The sequence below is a fragment of the Streptomyces sp. NPDC085866 genome, assembly GCF_044541035.1.
Lineage (GTDB): Bacteria > Actinomycetota > Actinomycetes > Streptomycetales > Streptomycetaceae > Streptomyces.
Genome location: NZ_JBITSQ010000003.1, coordinates 354,466 through 370,966 on the forward strand (window position 1 = coordinate 354,466; position 16,501 = coordinate 370,966).

Annotated in this window: 17 protein-coding genes and 1 tRNA gene; 10 read left to right on the forward strand and 8 right to left on the reverse strand. The window is 72.8% G+C overall.

The features are described from left to right. Positions 1–46: 46 nt before the first annotated feature. The 7 genes from ACIF83_RS08345 to ACIF83_RS08375 all read left to right on the forward strand — a co-directional run bounded on the left by ACIF83_RS08345 (position 47) and on the right by ACIF83_RS08375 (position 5,962). Positions 47–1,225, forward strand: a complete 1,179-nt coding sequence (locus ACIF83_RS08345) for an NAD(P)/FAD-dependent oxidoreductase (protein WP_399724588.1) — start codon at positions 47–49, stop codon at positions 1,223–1,225. Beyond that, entirely contained in the window at positions 1,222–1,524 is a 303-nt protein-coding gene (locus tag ACIF83_RS08350; protein ID WP_393470528.1) for a (2Fe-2S)-binding protein, read from the forward strand. The genes ACIF83_RS08345 and ACIF83_RS08350 overlap by 4 nt, the downstream gene beginning before the upstream one ends. Further along, a complete protein-coding gene (locus tag ACIF83_RS08355; RefSeq protein WP_399724592.1) occupies positions 1,517–2,914 on the forward strand; it encodes an NAD(P)/FAD-dependent oxidoreductase in 1,398 nt (465 codons plus the stop codon). The genes ACIF83_RS08350 and ACIF83_RS08355 overlap by 8 nt, the downstream gene beginning before the upstream one ends. 130 nt (positions 2,915–3,044) lie before the next feature. Then, positions 3,045–3,941, forward strand: coding sequence for a dihydrodipicolinate synthase family protein (locus ACIF83_RS08360; RefSeq protein ID WP_393470522.1), 897 nt, complete (start codon positions 3,045–3,047; stop codon positions 3,939–3,941). A 51-nt stretch (positions 3,942–3,992) separates the two neighbouring features. Continuing rightward, on the forward strand, positions 3,993–4,994 hold the full coding sequence (locus ACIF83_RS08365; protein WP_399724596.1) for a proline racemase family protein: 1,002 nt from the start codon (positions 3,993–3,995) through the stop codon (positions 4,992–4,994). Between the two features lie 17 nt (positions 4,995–5,011). Next, positions 5,012–5,710: a GntR family transcriptional regulator gene (locus tag ACIF83_RS08370; protein WP_399724599.1), complete on the forward strand. Its 699-nt coding sequence runs from the start codon at positions 5,012–5,014 to the stop codon at positions 5,708–5,710. Between the two features lie 51 nt (positions 5,711–5,761). Then, entirely contained in the window at positions 5,762–5,962 is a 201-nt protein-coding gene (locus ACIF83_RS08375; RefSeq protein ID WP_399724602.1) for a hypothetical protein, read from the forward strand. Between the two features lie 93 nt (positions 5,963–6,055). Here ACIF83_RS08375 and ACIF83_RS08380 read toward each other — a convergent pair whose 3' ends face one another. Together ACIF83_RS08380 and ACIF83_RS08385 are read right to left on the reverse strand one after the other, a co-directional pair. Then, complete coding sequence (locus ACIF83_RS08380) at positions 6,056–7,111, reverse strand: B12-binding domain-containing protein (protein WP_399724605.1); 1,056 nt, start codon at positions 7,109–7,111, stop codon at positions 6,056–6,058. Beyond that, positions 7,108–8,652 carry a PP2C family protein-serine/threonine phosphatase gene (locus tag ACIF83_RS08385; protein WP_399724608.1) on the reverse strand — a complete coding sequence of 515 codons (1,545 nt, stop codon included), beginning with the start codon at positions 8,650–8,652 and terminating at the stop codon, positions 7,108–7,110. The genes ACIF83_RS08380 and ACIF83_RS08385 overlap by 4 nt, the downstream gene beginning before the upstream one ends. A gap of 431 nt (positions 8,653–9,083) precedes the next feature. Between ACIF83_RS08385 and ACIF83_RS08390 the strand changes: the two genes are divergently transcribed. Then, the gene (locus ACIF83_RS08390) at positions 9,084–9,590 is read left to right on the forward strand and encodes a TspO/MBR family protein (protein ID WP_399724611.1); all 507 of its coding nucleotides are present in this window, start codon (positions 9,084–9,086) and stop codon (positions 9,588–9,590) included. Between the two features lie 244 nt (positions 9,591–9,834). Here the strand turns inward: ACIF83_RS08390 and ACIF83_RS08395 are convergent. Together ACIF83_RS08395 and ACIF83_RS08400 are read right to left on the reverse strand one after the other, a co-directional pair. Continuing rightward, positions 9,835–9,908, reverse strand: a tRNA-Pro gene (locus tag ACIF83_RS08395). 45 nt (positions 9,909–9,953) lie between these two features. Beyond that, positions 9,954–11,381, reverse strand: a complete 1,428-nt coding sequence (locus tag ACIF83_RS08400; RefSeq protein WP_399724614.1) for an MFS transporter — start codon at positions 11,379–11,381, stop codon at positions 9,954–9,956. A gap of 218 nt (positions 11,382–11,599) precedes the next feature. Between ACIF83_RS08400 and ACIF83_RS08405 the strand changes: the two genes are divergently transcribed. Further along, complete coding sequence (locus tag ACIF83_RS08405) at positions 11,600–12,178, forward strand: TetR/AcrR family transcriptional regulator (RefSeq protein WP_393470502.1); 579 nt, start codon at positions 11,600–11,602, stop codon at positions 12,176–12,178. Between the two features lie 2 nt (positions 12,179–12,180). Here the strand turns inward: ACIF83_RS08405 and ACIF83_RS08410 are convergent, their stop codons facing one another. From ACIF83_RS08410 to ACIF83_RS08420, 3 genes are read right to left on the reverse strand one after another with little or no spacing between them, the layout of a single operon-like run. Continuing rightward, positions 12,181–13,455, reverse strand: a complete 1,275-nt coding sequence (locus ACIF83_RS08410) for a serine hydrolase domain-containing protein (RefSeq protein ID WP_399724617.1) — start codon at positions 13,453–13,455, stop codon at positions 12,181–12,183. Positions 13,456–13,500: 45 nt separating this feature from the next. Then, entirely contained in the window at positions 13,501–14,442 is a 942-nt protein-coding gene (locus ACIF83_RS08415) for a dioxygenase (RefSeq protein ID WP_399724620.1), read from the reverse strand. A gap of 32 nt (positions 14,443–14,474) precedes the next feature. Next, positions 14,475–14,990, reverse strand: coding sequence for a hypothetical protein (locus ACIF83_RS08420; protein ID WP_393470493.1), 516 nt, complete (start codon positions 14,988–14,990; stop codon positions 14,475–14,477). A gap of 143 nt (positions 14,991–15,133) precedes the next feature. Between ACIF83_RS08420 and ACIF83_RS08425 the strand changes: the two genes are divergently transcribed. Then, on the forward strand, positions 15,134–15,478 hold the full coding sequence (locus ACIF83_RS08425) for a cupin domain-containing protein (protein WP_399724623.1): 345 nt from the start codon (positions 15,134–15,136) through the stop codon (positions 15,476–15,478). Here the strand turns inward: ACIF83_RS08425 and ACIF83_RS08430 are convergent. Then, positions 15,468–16,472, reverse strand: a complete 1,005-nt coding sequence (locus tag ACIF83_RS08430; protein WP_398137798.1) for a LacI family DNA-binding transcriptional regulator — start codon at positions 16,470–16,472, stop codon at positions 15,468–15,470. The two genes, ACIF83_RS08425 and ACIF83_RS08430, sit on opposite strands and share 11 nt — an antisense overlap. Positions 16,473–16,501: the final 29 nt, after the last annotated feature.

The following is a 16,501-nucleotide window of genomic DNA, read 5'->3' on the forward strand; positions in this document are numbered from 1 at the left end:
TGCGGGGGGACTCCTCAGAAAGAGCGACATGTGACATAGTACTGACGTGGCGAAGCGACTGACCTGCGATGTCGTGGTGGTCGGAGCCGGGATGGTGGGCGCGGCCTGTGCGCTGTACGCCGCGCGGACCGGCCTCGACGTGACGGTGGTGGACCGGGGCCCGGTGGCCGGCGGCACCACCGGCGCCGGCGAGGGCAACCTGCTGGTCTCCGACAAGGAGCCGGGCCCCGAACTGGAACTCGCCCAGCTGTCGGCCCGCTTGTGGGCGGAGCTGGCCGAGGAGCTGGGGGCGTCGGTCGAGTACGAGCCCAAAGGCGGTGTGGTGGTCGCCTCGACGCCCGGCGCATTCGGCGCGCTGACGGACTTCGCAGCGGGCCAGCGCACCGCCGGTGTCACGGCCGAGCGCGTCGACGCGAACGAACTCCGAGAGCTGGAGCCCCACTTGGCCCCCGGCATGGTGGGCGGTGTCCACTACCCGCAGGACGCGCAGGTCATGCCCGCGCTGGCCGCCGCCCATCTGATCCGCGCCTCCGGCGCCCGTCTGCTCACCGGGCGGACCGTGACCGGGGTGCCGCGTACGGCGGACGGGGCGGTGCTCGGCGTCCGTACCGACCAGGGCGACATCCATGCCCCGGCCGTGGTGAACGCGGCCGGGACCTGGGGCGGCGACCTCGCCGCACTGGCGGGCGTGCACCTGCCGGTCCTCCCTCGGCGTGGCTTCGTCCTGGTCACCGAGCCGCTGCCGCGCATGGTCCGGCACAAGGTGTACGCCGCGGACTACGTGGCGGACGTGGCGAGCGACTCGGCCGCGCTCAGGACCTCGCCGGTCGTCGAGGGCACGGCCGCCGGGCCGGTCCTGATCGGCGCCACCCGTGAGCGGGTCGGATTCGACCGCTCGTTGTCCCTTCCGGCGGTACGGGCGCTGGCGGCCGGGGCGATCGGACTCTTCCCCTTCCTGGAGCGGGTGTGTGCCCTGCGGACGTACGCGGGTTTCCGGCCCTACCTGCCCGACCACCTCCCGGCGATCGGCCCCGACCCCCGACTGCCCGGCCTGTACCACGCCTGCGGCCACGAGGGCGCGGGCATCGGACTGGCCACCGGCACCGGACAGTCGATCGCCCGTGCACTGACCGGGAAGACGCCGGACCTGAATCTCGCGCCCTTCCGTCCGGAGCGGTTCGAGGCAGCCGCCACCCCTGGGACGAACGGAGACGACATCCCATGAATCCGAGGGAGTTGGCCCAGGCCCGGCCGGGTGCCGCGTTCACCGTCACCTTCGACGGCCGGCCCGTCGAGGCACTGCCCGGCCAGACGGTCGCGGCCGCGCTGTGGGCGGCCGGCGTGACCTCCTGGCGCAGTACGCGCGCAGCGGGCCGGCCGCGCGGGGTGTTCTGCGGGATCGGGGTGTGCTTCGACTGCCTGGTGTCCGTCAACGGCCGGGCGAACCAACGGGCTTGTCTGCTCCCGGTACGGCCGGGCGATGTGATCCGCACACAGGAGGGGACGGGCCGGGACGATGACTGAGCGACCGCATCTCGCCGTGGTCGGGGCGGGCCCCGCGGGGCTGGCCGGGGCGCTGGCCGCAGCAGCGCGCGACGTACGCGTGACCCTCCTCGAGGCGGCCGAACAGGCGGGCGGGCAGTTCTACCGGCAGCCCGCCGCCGCACTCGGCGCCCGCCGCCCCCAGGCCCTGCACCACCAGTGGCACACCTGGGAACGGCTGCGGGACGGACTCGACCGGCACATCGCCACCGGGCGGGTCACGCACCTGACGGATCACCATGTCTGGTGTGTGGAAGGCGAGTCCGGGGCGCTTGCGGTGCACGCGCTGCGCGGTCCCGCACAGGAGGAGGGTGTCACCGTCCGCGCCGACGCCGTGCTGCTCGCCACCGGCGGCTACGAGCGGGTGCTGCCCTTCCCGGGCTGGACGCTCCCCGGTGTCGTCACCGCGGGCGGCGCGCAGGCCATGCTCAAGGGCGGCCTCGTGCTGCCGGGCCGTACGGCCGTGGTCGCCGGGACCGGGCCGCTGCTGCTGCCCGTGGCCACGGGACTCGCTGCGGCGGGCGCCCGCGTGGCCGCGCTGGTCGAGTCCGCCGACCCGAAGGCCCTGCTGCGACGGGCTCCGGCACTGGTCGCACAGCCCGGCAAGCTCACCGAAGGGGCCTGGTACGCGGCCCAGTTGGTACGGCACCGCGTCCGCACCCTGCCCCGGCACACCGTCGTGGAGGCGCACGGCACCGACCGGCTGGAGGCGGTCACCGTCGCCGCGCTCGACCGGGACGGACGGCTCAGGCCCGGCAGCGCGCGCCGCATCCCCTGCGACACCCTCGCGGTGGGACACGGCATGCTGCCGCACACCGACCTCGCCGAGACCCTCGGCTGCACCCTGTCCGGTACGGACGTCCGCGTCGACGACGAGCAGCGCACCGACGTACCGGGCGTCTGGGCGGCCGGCGAGACCACCGGGATCGGCGGCGCCGCCCTCTCGCTGGCCGAGGGACACATCGCCGGCCGCTCCGTCGCCGCCAGGCTGCACGGCACCACGCCGGACCCGCGCCGATGGGCCGCGGCCTCCCGCGCCCGCACTCGGTTGCGGGAGTTCTTCGCGGCGCTCGACACGGCGTACGCCCCACCCGCCCACTGGGCGGACCGGATCACGGACGACACGGTGGTGTGCCGCTGTGAGGAGGTCACCGCCGGGCAGGTCCGTACGGCCGTCGGCACGCTCGGAGCCGGGGACCTGCGCACCGTGAAGCTGCTCACCCGGGCCGGGATGGGCTGGTGCCAGGGCCGGATGTGCGGGCCCGCGGTGGCCGCGCTGACCGGATGCCCGCTCACACCGGGACGCCGGCCGTTCGCCCGGCCGGTGCCGCTCGGGGTGCTGGCGGGCCTGCCCGAGCCGGAGACCGACTGACGGGAGAGCACCGACCGACCGGAGAACACCGACTGCGACTGGCCGGCGCATCCACTGACCGGCACCGAAGGCGTGCACACACTTCTCGACCTCAGTAATATGTCACACCCTATTGGATTGGGGACCACTCATGACCCTTCCGGAGAACCGTCCCTGGCGCGGTGTCCTCGTCGCCACCGCGCTCCCGCTGCGCGCCGACCTCTCGGTGGACCACGACCGGTACGCCGAGCACTGCGCCTGGCTGGTGGAGAACGGCTGCGACGGCGTCGTACCGAACGGCTCCCTGGGTGAGTACCAGGTGCTCACGCCCGAGGAGCGCGCCCGGGTGGTGGAGACGGCCGTGGCCGCGATCGGCGGTGCGCGGGTGATGCCGGGCGTCGCCGCGTACGGCTCCGCCGAGGCGCGGCGCTGGGCCGAGCAGGCGGCCGAGGCCGGCTGCGCGTCCGTGATGCTGCTGCCGCCCAACGCCTACCGCGCCGACGAACGGTCCGTGCTCGCCCACTACGCGGAGGTCGCCAGGGCGGGCGTCCCGGTGGTGGCGTACAACAACCCGATCGACACCAAGGTCGACCTCGTACCCGAACTCCTCGCCCGCCTGCACGGCGAGGGCCACATCCACGGCGTCAAGGAGTTCTCCGGCGACGTCCGCCGCGCCTACCGGATCGCCGAACTCGCCCCGGAACTCGACCTGTTGGTCGGCGCCGACGACGTCCTGCTGGAGCTGGCCGTGGCCGGCGCCAAGGGCTGGGTGGCCGGCTACCCGAACGCACTCCCCCGCGCCTCGGTCGAGCTGTACCGCGCCGCCGTGGCCGGGGACCTCACCACCGCACTCCCCCTGTACCGGCAGCTGCACCCGCTGCTGCGCTGGGACTCCCGGGTGGAGTTCGTGCAGGCCATCAAGCTGTCCATGGACGTGGTCGGCCGCTACGGCGGCCCGGTGCGCCCGCCCCGCGTCCCGCTGCTGCCCGAGCAGGAGACAGCGGTCCGCGCGGCGACGGAAAAAGCGGCGGCCTCGGGACTCGCGTGACGGACGACGGGGAGGAAGTAACCGCAACCGACCACGGGAAGGAAACCGCAGATGCGCAGCAAGCTGGTCCTGCACGCCGTCGACTCGCACACCGAGGGCATGCCGACCCGGGTGATCACCGGCGGGATCGGCACCGTACCCGGTGCGACGATGAACGAGCGGCGGCTGTACTTCCGTGAACACCGCGACCCCGTCAAGCAGTTGCTGATGAACGAGCCGCGCGGGCACTCCGCGATGAGCGGCGCGGTCCTGCAGCCGCCGAGCCGCCCCGACTGCGACTGGGGTGTGATCTACATCGAGGTCTCGGGCTATCTGCCGATGTGCGGCCACGGCACGATCGGCGTGGCGACCGTGCTGGTCGAGACGGGCATGGTGGAGGTCGTGGAACCGGTGACGACCATCCGCCTGGACACCCCGGCGGGGGTCGTGGTCGCCGAGGTGGCGGTGGAGAACGGCGCGGCCACCGCCGTCACCTTGCGCAACGTGCCGTCCTTCAGCGTCGGGCTGGACCGCAAGGCCGTGCTCGCCGACGGGCGGACGGTGACGTACGACCTCGCCTACGGCGGCAACTTCTACGCCATCCTGCCGCTGGAGGAGTTCGGCCTGCCCTTCGACCGGGCCCGCAAGGACGACATCCTCGCCGCCGGGCTGGCACTGATGCAGGCGATCAACGGCGAGGAGGAGCCGGTCCACCCGGAGGACCCGTCCATCCGCGGCTGCCATCACGTCCACCTGTACGCGCCCGGCGCCACCGCCCGTCACTCCCGGCATGCGATGGCCATCCACCCCGGCTGGTTCGACCGCTCGCCGTGCGGCACGGGGACGAGCGCGCGCATGGCACAACTGCACGCGCGGGGCGAACTCCCTTTGCACACCGAGTTCGTGAACGAGTCCTTCATCGGCACCCGGTTCACCGGCCGACTGCTGGGCACGACCGAGGTCGCCGGCATCCCCGCCGTCCTGCCGAGCTTCACCGGCCGCGCCTGGATCACCGGCACGGCCCAGTACCTGCTCGACCCGACCGACCCGTTCCCGGAGGGGTTCGTCCTCTAGCCACGGACTAGACTTCGATGATGCGTGACATGGCACAGAAACCGCAGGACGCGGACGCACCCGTACTCCCCCGGCTGGGCGGCCGGCGGAGCAGCTTCCGCGAGCGGGTCGCCGACGCGCTGCGGGCCGCGCTGATCGCGGGCGAACTGCGGCCGGGCGAGGTCTACTCGGCGCCGTCGCTCGCGGCCCGCTTCGGCGTCTCGGCGACGCCGGTGCGGGAGGCGATGCTGGACCTGGCCAAGGAGGGCCTGGTCGACACGGTGCCCAACAAGGGCTTCCGGGTCACCGCGGTCTCCGACCGGCAGCTGGACGAGTACACGCAGATCCGCGCCCTGATCGAGATCCCCACCGTGGCGGACCTGGCCCGCACGGCCGACCGGGTCTCCCTGGAGGCGCTGCGCCCGGCGGCCCGGGAGATCGTCGCAGCCGCGGCGGCGGGCGACCTGATCGCCTACGTCGAGGCCGACACCCGCTTCCACCTAGGCCTCCTCGCCCTGGCCGGCAACGCCCACCTGGTCGAGGTCGTCGCCGACCTGCGAAAGCGCTCCCGCCTCTACGGCCTCACCGCCCTGGTCGAGGCGGGCCGCCTGCTCGCCTCGGCCGAGGAGCACCTGGAACTCCTGGACGCCCTGCTGGAGCGCGACGAGAAGGCCGTACTGGAGGTCATGACCCGGCACCTGGGGCATGTGCGCAGCCTGTGGGCGGCGCGGGACTAGGCAGTTTCGTTTGGATCGGCCGGTCGTTGGACCGGGTGCAACCGGCTGCGCATGTGGGCCGTCGACGGCACCTGGGAGCGAATGTTCGCCGCGCTGATGGCCCAGACCGATGCCGATGAGGACCTGGCCTGGGCTGTGTCGGTGGACTCCACGATCGTGCGGGCCCACCAGCACGCGGCCGGGGCTCGCAAAAGGGGGCCCCGGGCGGCGAACCGGCCGACCACGCGATCGGCCGCTCCCGCGGCGGACTGACCACCAAGATCCACCTTCAGTGGCCCGTCGTCCGGGCCAGGGGGCGAACACGGGCCACCGCCGGCGTGCGTCTCCCGGAATCTGCCGCAGGGATCAGGCGTCCGCCCAGGTGTGTCCGGCCCGCTCCAGACGTCCTCGCCCCGCAGCCACGTGGGTCAGGGTGCGGGGAAGATCACTCAACGGCTCGCAGAGGGCCTGGAGAGCCAGGTCCAGGCCGGCCGGCGGTATCCCGCGGGGAGCCAGCACATCGGCGAGGAACACCAGGAAGTCCGTGAAAACGCGCGGGTCGTCGACGAAGACACCGGCAGCGAGGAAGTCCACCAGGAACCCCAGGTCCTCGACAGCGGCCTCGTGCCGGTCGTCGGCACACCGGCGCAACGGCGGGAAGCACCGGCGCAGGTGGTCGACCATGTGCCGCAGAAGGTCACCGCGACGGCTGACGAGTTGGGCGTACTCCCCGTCAGCCAGGTGGTCCAGTGCGGGCTCCCCGGTCAGCGGCGGCGGCCACTGCTCCACCAGCAGGTCCGCGGCGTCCGCCGCGGTGCGCGCGTACAGGTCGGCACCCAGCGCACGGGCCCAGATGCCGTCCGGTCCGAAGCCGGCGCCACCGACCAGGACCGGTACACGCGCCAGTCGGCACGCCTCCATCGTGCGGTACACCCGGGGCAGGCGCACCGCCAGCATGCACGACAGGGCGATCAGATCAGAGCCGTTCTGATGCAGATACGAGATCAGGTGTGCGGTGGGTACCCCGGCACCGAGGAACCGGACCGCGAAGCCGCGCAGCCGTAGTACCTCCGCGACGATGTGGGCGGGCAGGGTGTGCCATTCGCCGTCCGGGCAGGCCACCACCACGCTCCCGAGAGGATGGTCGGGGACCGCGCTCGCGGCGGCGAGCGCGGAGACGGCCCGGTTGCTGACATGGGTGGCCGCGTGTTCCTGGGCCACACTCCACTCGTTGCTCACCCAGTGCTCGCCGACCGCTGCCTGGGCGGGCGCGATCAGGCCGAGCAACACGTCCTCGGCGCTGACGCCGCCGGCGAGAAGGTCCAGGACGAGCGCCACGGCGGCGGTCTCGTCCGCTCGGGCCAGGTGGCCGTCGAAGGCCGCGCGGACACTCTCGATGGCGTCGGAGCGCTCGGCGGTCACCGCGGATGCTCCACGTCCGCCGGCGGCGCAAGGGCGGGAGCCTGCACGGCGAGTACGGCGAGGTCGTCGTGGTCGCCTCCGGCCAGCCACTGCCCGGTGCGCAGGTCGATACGCTCGGCGACCGCGCCGGCCGGCATGCCGCGGCAGGCGGCCAGGTCGCGCATCAGCCGCCGTTCGCCGTACATCTCCTGCTCCTTCGGCCCACCGCGCGCCTCGGTCACACCGTCGCTGTACAACAGCAGCAGTTCGCCGGCCGCCAGCCGGATCTCCCTCTGGTGGAAGTCCGGGTCGGGCAGGGCGCCGACCAGCGTCCCACCGATGTGCACCTCCTCCACCCCGCCGTCCGTGCGCAGCACCAGTGGTGGCAGATGGCCGCCGCCTGCCGCCACGACGTCCAGCGCGCCGTCTCGCGCCGGGCTGGCAGATCCCACCACCAGTGTCGTGAAGGGAGCGTGGCCTTCCTCCAGAAGCGCCTCATTGAGCAGCTGAAGCATCCTTACGGGCCGGGATTCCACCAGAGCCAGCGATCGGAGGCTCTGCCGCACCCGTCCGGCGAACACCGCCGCCTCCACTCCCTTGCCGCAGACGTCGCCGAAGAAGAACCTGACACCGTCCTCGGCGTCCGCCCGCACCTGGTAGAAGTCGCCGCCGATCCGCAAAGTTTCGCGGGCGGGCCGGTACGCAGCCCCGAGGTGGACCCCCGCCGCGTGGGGAAGCGGGTCGGGTTCCAGCCCGTCCTGCAGCACGGCGGCGATGTGCACCTGCTCGGCATAGAAGGTCGCGGCCGCCAGCGCGATGCTCGCACGCGAGGCGAACTGCCGCGCCAGCTCGACGTCCGCCGCTGCGAAGCCCGTCCGCTGCGGCCCGCGCGCCAGCACCAGCACACCGGCCGGCATCCCGGCGCCGCGAAGCGTGACCACCAGGGCCTGAACAGGCGGATTCGGATCCTGCGACACCGCTCCGCCCAGCCGCGCCACTTCCTGCCAGTCGCACAGTACGGGCTGTTCCACCAGCCCTCTCAGGGCGTGGGCCACTGGCGGCACCTGGTCCAGCGCCGCTGCCGGCAACTGGCCGGCGCACTCGTCCGGCCCGTAAAGGTGCCAGGCTACGCAACGTCCCCGGGCCGGCAGGAACAGGATGGCCGTGTCCGCCAGGGCTGGGACCGCCACCCGCACCACCGCACGCACCGTGCGGCCGTGGTGGAGGGAGGCCCCGAGTTGCTTCCCCGCCTCCGCCAGGAAGGCGGAGCGGGCCCGCTCGGCCATCAGCTCGTTCTGGCGCTCATGGACCGCGCTGTCGTCGCGCACCAACCACACACAGTGACCGGCGATGGTCCCAAGGCCCTGTGGCACCACCCGGTGCCCTGACAACCGGCGCCCGTCGGAGACGGTCTCGAAGCGGTCCGCGCCCTCGGCCATGGCACGTGACAGCGGCCCGTGGAGCGGCTCGCCGATGCGCAACCGGGGGAAGAACCGTTCCGCCTGGGCGTTGCACCAGCTGGGCAAGCCGGCCGCGTCGCAGACCACGACAGCCTGATCCACCAGATCCAACAACCCCGCGGGCACCGCGGTCGGCCGCTCCGGTGTCGCCGGCGTCGCACGCGGCCTCTCCTGTCGCCGCGACACACCCGGCGGACCTGGGACCGAAGGACCCGGAACCTGCTTCTGCCAAGGTTTCTCGCGGCCGCCGCTGGTCACCGCCACCCGCTCACGCTGTCGTCGGCCGCGGCAGCGGCGCACGGGCGACCTGCCGCAGTGCAAGGCAGGTTGTCCATCAGCTGGATCACCGCCTTCTCCATCGCCCGAAGACTCCCCCGAAGCAACGGTAGCGCGATCTCGACAGGGCCGTCCTGGGCCTCGCGGACCGTGGCCGGGCGGATGCGCGGGCAGGACACCGGGCTTCGCCTCACCCGGACGGACTGCGCAGGACCGGGTCGTGTCTCACCCCGCACCCGACGGGCCATATATCCGTTATGCAAGTTCTGGCACCATCCCGGCGCCGCGAGGCGGAGCGCCGCTGGCCTGCTTACGCGCTGGCCGCGGCTGCGGTGACGGCTACGGCGGTGACCGGCGCGCGAGCCGTGGATCCCGACAGCACCTGGTACGAAGCCTTGGCCAAACCTCCTTGGCAGCCGCCCCCGTGGGCGTTCGGCGCGGTGTGGACGTCCTTGTACGGGAGCATCGCCTTCGCCGCCGGGCACGCCGCGAACCGGACCGGTGGCGGCGAGCGCCGTCGGCTGGTCGGGGCACTGGCTGCCAACCTGGCCCTGAACGCATCCTGGAACTGGCTGTTCTTTGCCGCCAGGAGCCCCCGGGCCGGTCTCGTCGGCACCACCCTCCTCACCCTGAGCACTCTGGACGTCCTGCGGGTGACCGCCCGCGTCGACCGGACCGCCGCGACGGCCCTGGCCCCCTATGCAGCCTGGTGTGCCTTCGCCACCGCCCTCAACGCCGACATCGTCAGCCGGAACGCCGGCTGACGATAAGCCGTCCGGCCGGGTCGGCACCGGTCGTTCCTGGCCGCGGCGGGTGAGGCAGCGTCAGGATCGGATGGCACTTGCGGACGGCCGCAGGTCAGGCCGCGCTGCCCGCCGTGGCCCGAGGTCTGTACGGTCAACCAGGTCCGCGAGGTCCTGCAATACCACCATGTGAGAAGTTGTGAGAGGCTCACGTCGACGCTGTCGCACTGTCAGAGGAAGACAGCCCCTGACCTGCGACTTCACGTCGGGACGACAGGATTTGAACCTGCGACCCCTTGACCCCCAGTCAAGTGCGCTACCAAGCTGCGCCACGTCCCGTTGCGAGTTCACGCGGTGTGTTCCGCGTGATCACGCAGGTCAACCCTACCGCACGCGCACGGGTGCCGGTGTCGCCCCCGCCGCAACGGGGTCCGCCGTTCGGGCGGCGCGGCGGACCGGGACCAGGAGGGCGGCGCCGGTCGCGGCCAGGCAGAGGAGGGCGAGCAGGGCCCAGCCTTGGGTGTAGCCGGAGGCCTGGGGCAGGCCGGAGGGCTGGAGGTGGGCGGTGACCAGGACGCTGGTGAGGGCCGCGCCGATGGAGCCGCCGATGGTGCGGATGTTGGCGTTCATGCCGGTGGCCGCACCCGTCTGCTCGGGCGGGACACTGCCCACGATCAGGTTGGCCATCGAGGCGTAGGCGAGTCCGATGCCGAGGCCGAACAGGCCCGCGACGACGGCGATCTGCCACTGCGCGTCATGCCAGAGGGTCAGGAAGCCGCAGGCCAGTGCGCCGAGCGCGGCGCCCGCGGTGAGCAACGCCTTGGCTCCGACGCGGGGTTCGAGCCGCCCGGACAGGACGCCCGACAGGAACATCGCGACGAGCATCGGCAGCATGAGCAGGCCGGACTCGGTGACGCTCGCGCCGAAGCCGTAGCCGGCCACGGTCGGCGTCTGGACGAAGCCCGGCAGGAAGGACCAGATCGCGTACATGCCCGCGCCGAACAGCAGGGCGGCCGCGTTGGTCGTCCACACCGCGGGCAGCCGCATCACGCGCAGGTCGATGAGGGGGGAGCGGGAGCGGGACTCGGTGGTCAGCCACAGCGCGAACAGCAGGACGGCGGCGGCGAACAGGCCGAGCACCTTCGGCGAGCCCCAACCCCACTGCCCGGCCTGACTCAGCGGGAGCAGGAGAGCCACCAGCCAGGCGGAGAGCAGCGCGGCGCCCAGCCAACTGACCTTGCCCTGGCCCTTGTCGGGCGATTCGGGGATGTAGCGCAGGGCGATCAGGACGGTCGCGGCGACGACGGCCACCGGGATCCAGAAGAGCCAGCGGTAGTCGAGGGCGGAGACGATGGGCCCGGCGGCCACCATGCCGACACCGCCTCCCGCGGCGATCACGGCGGACAGGTTGCTGATGCTGCCGCTCACCTGGGACGCGGCGAACTCGTCGCGGATGATGCCGAAGGAGAGCGGGAAGAGGGCGCCGCCCGCACCCTGGACGACCCGGGCGACGATCAGCACGCCGATGTTCGGGGCGAGCGCGGCGACGAGACAGCCGGCGAGCACGGCCACCAGGACCGCGACGAGGGTGCGTTTCTTGCCGACGAGGTCGCCGACGCGGCCGAGGATCGGGGTGAACACCGAGGCGGACAGCAGGTACGCCGTCATCACCCAGGTCGCGGTGGACTGCGAGGTGTGCAGCGCGTGCTGGACGGTCGGCAGGGCCGGTGCGACCAGCGACTGCAGCATGGCGAACACGCCGGCACCGGTCGCCAGGACCGCGAAGGTGAGGCGGGTGGACTTGCGGGGCATGAAGAAGCCTCTCCGGAATCGGGACGCGGAGGGTGGATGTCTTGGGGGGACGGGCGGTGCGCGACGCGCAGGGCCCGTGGTCACGGAGGTGCGGGAGGCCGGCGCCGGGACGCGTCCGTCCACGGCGAAGCCACCCCGACACTGTTAAAGTGGAGGTACCCCTCCACTGTAACGGAGGCACACCTCCGGTTCAACCGATTCCCTTCCGGGAGGCAACAGTGACGGCCACGCCGTTCCCCGTCAGCGAGATCGTCGCGACCCGCCGGCCGCACCGTAAGGACGCCGCCCGCAACTACGACGCGCTGCTCGCGGCCGCCCGCGCGGCGTTCGCCGAGCACGGCGCGGAGGCATCCCTGGAGGACATCGCCCGCCGGGCCGGCGTCGGCATCGGCACCCTGTACCGGAACTTCCCCACCCGCCGCGACCTCTTCGAGACCGTCTACGCGGACGAGGTGAACGCCCTGTGCCGGGCGGCCGTCGAGCTGGCGGACCGGGAGCCGTGGGAGGCCCTGACGACCTGGCTGGACCGGTTCGCGGGCTACATGGTCACCAAGCGTGCGGTCCGCGAGGCCCTGGACGACGAGTCGGGCATCTTCATGGCCTGCCGCGAGTCGATGTACGCGGCCGGCGGCCCGCTGCTGGAGCGCGCCCAGAAGGCGGGCGCGGCCCGCGCGGACATGGACTTCGGCGACCTGCTGCGGATGGTCGCCGGCATCACGGCGACGGCGTTCGAGAACGAGGCCCAGCGCGACCGGGTGCTCGCGATCGCCCTGGACGGGGTGCGCACCGGCCGCTGAGGTCAGCCGGTCAGCTGGTGGTCGGGGGCGAGGGCCGCCGCGATGCGCTCGGTGATCGTCTGGGCCGTGTTGCCGTCGGGCGCCTTCTTCCCGACGGTCGTGGACACGGCGATGGCCAGCCGCTGCGCCGGCAGGTAGGCCTGTACGGCCGCGAACCCGGCGAACGACGGATTCTGCAGGACCCAGCCGTTCTTGACGACGACGCCCACCCCGAAGTGGAAGTCCTCGGTCTGCTTGAAGCACACGGTGGCGGGGCAGCTCGCGGTCGGCGCGCCCAGACCGACGGTGCCGGGGTTCAGCTGCACCTGGTAGGAGCTGCGGGAGAGCAGCCGGCCCGAGCCGATGCCCTGGGCGGAGCGGGCCAGGTCGCAGATGTCCGTGGTCTGCACGGCGCCGGGCGCGGTGGTCCAGGACGGGTCCCAGTAGGTGGCGTCCTCGTAGGGGCCGCGTTCGTCGTCGTAGGCGTGCAGTACGGGCGCCGGGATCTCGGGCGTGAAACCGTTGCTGGTCTCATTGAGCCCCAGGGGATCCATGACGCGTTGCCGCAGCAGCTCGTCCAGCGGGGTTCCGGTGATCTTCTCCAGAGTGCGGCCGAGCAGCACGAAGTTGGCGTGCGAGTAGCTCCAGCCGGTGCCGGGCTCGTACCAGAGGGGATGGGCGAGAGGGAAGGCGACCAGCTCCTGCGGCGTCCAGTGCTGGAACGGGTCCGCGTAGAGCTGCTTCACGAAGGCCGGGTCGGTCACGTAGTCGTGCAGGCCCGAGGTCGAGTCGCCGAGCATCCGCAGGGTGATCCGATCGCCGTGCGGCAGGTCCGGCAGCCAGCGGGAGACGGGGTCGTCCAGGCTGACCCGGTGCTCGTCGACGAGCTGGAGCAGCGCCGTGCCCATGAAGGCGATGGCGACCGAGCCCGACCGGAAGTGCATCGCCGGGGTGGCCGGCACGCCGTTCATCGAGTTGCCGTCCGCCAAGGTGGCCACCTCGCGCCCGTCCTCCGTGACGCGGACCAGCGCGGCCTTCAGGTCGAGTTCACTGCGCGCCTTGCGCACGATGTCGAGGATCTGGCCGGCCTGGCCAGCGGGCTTGCCCTCGGTGGCGACGCAGCCGTTGTCCTGGGGCGGGACGGCCGCGGCCGTCGTCGTCCGAAGCGTCGCCGCGAGCAGCACGGCGGCGCACAGGGGTGCGGTACGGGACCGGCGCGAGGGTGTCCGCCGCACGCCCCGGGAGACCTCCGGGTCCCGTGCCGCGTCGGAAGCCCTACGGCCCACCGCGCCCAGCATGTTTCCAGGGTGCGCCCCTCGCGTCCGGCCCGCAGCACAAGGGTTTCAGGCGCGTTCCAGTACGAGGTCGAAGCGGGCGTGCCGGAAGGGGTTCGGTACGCCGAACTCGTGGGCCAGGGACGGATCGTCGGTCGGGGTGAAGTCCTTGACCAGGCTGTCCTTCACGGCGAACACCGCGTCCGAATCGAGGTGGGCGCCGCCCGCCACGAAGATGTGGGTGGTGACCGGGGCGTGGCCGTCGGCCGTCGCGATGAAGTGGATGTGGGCGGGCCGGTAGGGGTGACGGCCGGAGGCCTTGAGCAGGGTGCCCACGGGTCCGTCGGTGGGGATCGGATACGGGCTGGGCACACAGGTGCGGAACCAGAAGGCGCCCTCGGTGTCGGCGGTGAACAGTCCTCTTCCGTTGCCGGGGGGTTGGGCGTCCGGACGCTGCACGTCGTAGAAGCCGTGCGCGTCGGCCTGCCAGACGTCCACGACGGCGCCGGGCAGCGGGGTGCCGTCGGCGGCGCAGACCCGGCCGCTGACCACGCAGGGGTCGCCGTCGCCCACCAGGTCGATGCTGTCGCCGAGTTCGCGGGCCGGGGACGCTGTGAGGTGAAAGGGGCCGAGGACCGTCGACTCGGTGGTGCCGGGCGCGCTGTGGCCGTGCAGCGTCTCGACCAGCATGGACAGGCCGAGGACGTCCGACAGGAGGACGAACTCCTGCCGGGTGTCCGTGCAGGCCTGTCCCGTGGCCGTGAGGAAGCCGACGGCCTGTTCCCACTCGGCCTGTGTCAGCCGGGTCTCGCGGGCGAAGGCGTGCAGGTGCCGGACGAGGGCGGTGAGCAGGTCGCGCAGCCGGGGGTCGGCGGTGGCGGACAGGCTGTCGACGGCCTGACGGGTCACGGCGTCGACGGCCGCTTCGGCCGCGGCTGACGCGCTCACGGCTTCTTCGGTCGCGGCTTCTTCGGTCGCGGCTGCCGCGGCTGCGGCGTCTTCGGTGGTCATACCGACTCCATGCCCAGCAGCGCACCGGTCGCCTACTTGATGACCGCGTTGGCCACCACCACGACCACCCCGAGCACCGCGTCCAGCAGGCCGATGCCGACGGCGGCCGGCCAACTGCGCCTCGCCCAGCGGGCGGTGACCAGGCCGAGGGCGAAGAGGATGGCGATGTTCAGGGCGAACACCGGGTACTCGACGCCGTTCGGGGGCCACCAGCCCCAGCCCGCGCCCGCGAGCAGGAACACCGTCGGCACGACGGCCATGACCAGCGGCCACTCGTCGACGAGGGAGCGCAGGACGTCCCAGCGGCGGTGCGGGGCGCGCTCGGCGATGTAGTGGGCGTAGCCGTGGGCCAGCGCGGAGGCGCATGCGGTGATCAGCAGCCAGAGGGCGTCGTAGCGGCGGCTGGCGGCGGAGCTGTGGCCGTACTGGGTGAGCGCGGCGACCATCGAGCTGGCCAGGACGGCGCCGTAGACCCCGCCGAACAGGACGGCCTCGCGCGTGCCGTGCTGCCGGTGCGGCTCTGCAGCGGCCGCCGTGGAGTCAGCCATGCAATCCACGATCACCCGCGCCCCGGGCCGCCGCCAGTTCGCACGGCCGGTCCGCGCGGCCCGACGAAGTGTCCTCCCACCAGGCCCGATGCCGCACACACTGTCGACGGTCGGACGGCGCCGGCGCTGGTTAGGGTCACCCCATGACGCACAGCTTCGCGCTCCACATCCCCGACGCCGACCTCGAACCCGAGCCCCTCGACCCGGAGCAGATCGTCTCCGGCGACCCGGAGGTGACCGGGAAGGTGGTCTGGGAGTCGGCGGACGGCCGGCAGATCCGCGGGGTCTGGCAGATCACCCCGGGCGTGGTCACCGACACCGAGGCGGACGAGCTGTTCGTGGTGATCAGCGGGTCGGCGACGATCGAGGTCGAGGACGGGCCGACGCTGCGGGTGGGTCCCGGGGACATGGCGGTGCTGCGCGCGGGCGACCGTACGACGTGGACCGTGCACGAGACGCTGCGCAAGGCGTACGCGATCAACCTGTGAGGCGGGGCGGCGCCGCCGTCGTGCCCCGGATCTCCAGGGTCGGTGCGGCCAGATGCAGTCGCCCCTCGCCCTCCGGCCGCTCGAAGCGGTCCAGGAGGCAGCGGGCGGCGCGTCGGCCGACCTCGTGCGGGGCGGTGTCGACGGTGGTGAGCCAGACGTGCCGCAGCCGGGAGATGCTGGTGTTGTCGTACCCCGCCACCGACAGGTCGCGCGGGACGGTGAGGCCCAGCTCCCCGGCCGCCGAGAGCGCGCCGACCGAGGCCATGTCGTTGACGGCGAAGACCGCCGTGGGCCGGTCGGGGCGGCTGAGCAGCCGTACGGTGCCCCGGTAGCCGCCCTCCTCGGTCAGGTCGCCGGGTTCGACCAGCGGTTCGGCGCCGTGCGCCCGCATGGCCGCCTCGAAGCCGCGCCTCCGCAGCTCGCCGACGGCGCCGTGGCCCGCGAGATGGGCGATCCGGCGGTGGCCGAGGCCGAGCAGGTGCTCGGTGGCCAGCCGGGCCCCGAGTTCGTCGTCCCCGGCGACGACGTCCACGCCCGGCGGCTGCGGCTCGCGGGCGCCCGCCACGACCACCGGCATCCGCCGGGCCAGCGCGCCGAGTCCGCCCGCGTCCGGGACCGTACCGACCACCACCAGGCCGTCGGCGCCCAGGTCCAGGAAGGGTTCGGCGAGGTCGTGGCCCATGCGCCGGTTCAGCCGGGCGTCGGCGAGCAGCATGTGCAGGCCGGCCGCGTGCAGCAGGGAGTTCAGGCCGTCGAGAAGGTCGACGAACCAGGGGTTGCGCAGGTCGTCGAGGAGGACGCCGACGGTGCGGGTGCGCTGCTCGCTGAGGCTGCGCGCGGCGGCGTTGGGCCGGTAGCCCAGCTCGCGGACGGCCTTGAGGACGGCGTCCCGTTTTTCGGCGCGTACCTGGCCGGAGCCGCGCAGCACCAGCGAGACCAGCGACTTCGACACTCCGGCTCGTTCGGCCACATCGCGGATCGTCGGCGGTCTCATGGGATGGACCGTTCCATGTGGCAGGCCGG